The 1,765-nt window shown below is 43.5% G+C and carries 2 protein-coding genes; one reads left to right on the plus strand and one right to left on the minus strand.

Annotated elements, in window-relative coordinates; all coding sequences use genetic code 11:
* Positions 1 to 106: 106 nt before the first annotated feature.
* Positions 107 to 763, minus strand: a complete 657-nt coding sequence (locus IQ257_RS29535; RefSeq protein WP_193882775.1) for an HAD-IB family phosphatase — start codon at positions 761 to 763, stop codon at positions 107 to 109.
* A gap of 621 nt (positions 764 to 1,384) precedes the next feature.
* Here IQ257_RS29535 and IQ257_RS29540 point away from each other — a divergent pair.
* Complete coding sequence (locus tag IQ257_RS29540) at positions 1,385 to 1,732, plus strand: hypothetical protein (RefSeq protein WP_193882772.1); 348 nt, start codon at positions 1,385 to 1,387, stop codon at positions 1,730 to 1,732.
* The last annotated feature ends 33 nt before the right edge of the window (positions 1,733 to 1,765 follow it).

Consider the following 1,765-nt stretch of genomic DNA (forward strand, 5'->3'; position numbering starts at 1 on the left):
GAGATAGGGGGATGGGGGGGATGAGTAAAACCTCAAAAATTTTCTTGTCTCCTTGTCTCCTTGTCCCCCTTGTCTCCTTGTCATTCATTAACCAACCATGTATCAACTAGCTATCCTGCCACCGCTCAGATAGCTGTTGACGAACATCAAAAAAGTCATTCCAGGGGATGTAGGGTTTGTGGCGTTCATCAAGGTATTCGGTGAGGCGATCGCGAGCAAATACAACCGATGCTGTGAGAGCCATATTCAAATCCGTTAGCGAATCCCCGATCGCAATCTGCTCGTCGGCAGGATATCGCGCCATTACTTCTACCTTAGAGACAAGCTCGCTATCTCCCTCAAACTCCGAAATTACCTGCAAAAATTCCCCACCAGTATCAACATCCACCGCGTAGATTGCTGTTACCCGATCTACTAAAGACTGCCCATGTTTGCCCGCCCGACTTAATACCGCTTCTACCATACCTCGCAAACCGCCAGAAACGACGATAAAGGGAATGCCCTGACTGTCCAGAAAGTCAAGCAACTCCTCCAAACCCGGACGAGTGGGTTTAGACTCGACATAGGCGAGGATTTCCGGATATCGGGTAGCGGGAATCGATTCAAGCATCTGGCGTACACCTTCCCGCAGTGTTAGCCGCATGGCGTAGATTTCTGGCATCAGTTGGGCAGACAACTGAGGGGCAAAATCCTTCAACATCCCTGCAAAGGTTTCTACTGCCGTAATCGTACCGTCAAAGTCACAGAAAACTACTCGCTTCATTAGAGATTAAGTTTAGGTAGGCGGTAGAGATTAATGGCGCAAAGTGGAACTATTCCTTCCTAAAGCGCCTATAATCTTGATTTCATTATCCCGCTTCAATCCCTCTAACGGGAGAATAGACAAAATTTTTTTTTGTTTCCAATCGATTGACAAAACTATCCGGCTTTCAGTGATGAAGTCCTGAAAGATGTAACCAATCAAAGCCTTAATATTGGCAGAGATACCTTGCGAACTAAGATCATCTTGATTTCATTAGATGGCAAATAGATGGCGGAAATCAAAGTTCAACCTCCTGCCCTACTCCTTTCTCTTTGTCAATGAGTAAGCCTAGGGATTTAAGACAATAAAGGCAATATAGGAATTTAAATCCTCTTTAAACGGCTATTAATCACTTTATTTTTTGGCAATTCTAAGTATTTTTGTCATTAATTAATCTAACTGCTAGAATTAAAAATCTGTATTTTTACCGTTATTTAAAGATTAAATAAACTTGTAATAATGCTGTTGTATATCAGTAGTCGCTTTGCTTTAATTGAGGCAAAATATGAATAGAAGTACAGTCAGAAATTCTAAAGTATCTCAGGGGTATATGCCACGTCCAATTGAGAAAAAAGCGAACCAATGACGATTAACTATCCAATAATCGAAACCCAACTCAGACTGATCAGAGCTTTGCAGCGAGGATACGCTGAAGCCCTAGAAGCCGGAGACTGGCAAGCCGCAGATTACCGTTGCACTCATTTACAGAAGTTATGTGAAGGATTGCACCATCTTAGTTATTTACTAGATCGAGACAATACTCTCTCAACTGCGGTAACACCCAAAACTGCAAATAGCTGGGTTGGTACAATCCGTTCTAGCAACCCCATTCATTCCTTAGCTCAAGCCCCTGAAACTAACGACAAACCCATATCATCACGTCCCATACCACCAGAACCACCACCGATTGATGAAGTGTGGAACCAGTAAATAAGGAGTAGGGGAGTAGGGGAGCTGGGGAGC

This window comes from Coleofasciculus sp. LEGE 07092, assembly GCF_015207375.1.
Classification (GTDB): domain Bacteria; phylum Cyanobacteriota; class Cyanobacteriia; order Cyanobacteriales; family Coleofasciculaceae; genus LEGE-07092.

Coding starts and splice junctions, on each gene's coding strand:
- IQ257_RS29535 (WP_193882775.1), bottom strand. CDS start 763: ATGAAGCGAGTAGTTTTCTGTGACTTTGACGGTACGATTACGGCAGTA.
- IQ257_RS29540 (WP_193882772.1), top strand. CDS start 1,385: ATGACGATTAACTATCCAATAATCGAAACCCAACTCAGACTGATCAGA.